Here is a 535-nt window from a genome sequence, read left to right as displayed (position 1 = left end):
ATATTTATATGCATGAATATTTTATTCAGAAGAATAATGTAAGATGCTTTTTAAATCTCTATTCGAAATGTATATTTGTCATGTACTATATCTATAAAATGGAATATGAAATCAAGATAAACCTCACTTGTTGCTATGAATAATTTACAAAACACCCCTATTAGTGAACATGGAATCACGCTAAGATTATTGAGAAATATTAGTGGTTTACCCCAGAAAGCCATGGCTGATATTTTACAAATTTCCCAACCAACTTACAGCCGTTTTGAAAGTAAGGAGACAGAATTAGACAAAGAACAATTTGACAAAATTCTTGAAGCCTTTAGTTCAGGAGTGCTGTACTCGTTCAGACTCAAAGAAAAAATAACTTTGTTGCATAATAATTTTAAGCAGATTGAAAAAGATAGTGAGTTAGGTGATAAAGACAGAAAACTATATCTAACAATTTTGGAAGAGTTAAAACTAGAAAATAGAGAATTGAAGAAGCTAAATGAGGAATATTTAGAGCGAATTCATAAACTTGTAGGATTACTAG

The 535-nt window shown here is 29.7% G+C and carries 1 protein-coding gene; it reads left to right on the top strand.

Annotation, left to right across the window (positions count from 1 at the left end; translation table 11 throughout):
• Positions 1–135: 135 nt before the first annotated feature.
• On the top strand, positions 136–535 hold a 400-nt coding region (locus tag AC07XN_RS24575; RefSeq protein ID WP_494744965.1), incomplete at its 3' end, for a helix-turn-helix domain-containing protein.

Source organism: Arcicella sp. GW458-12-2-14-TSB2 (assembly GCF_059423785.1).
Note: the sequence above shows the minus strand (reverse complement) of the source record. Positions and strands in the feature narration are given on the sequence as shown.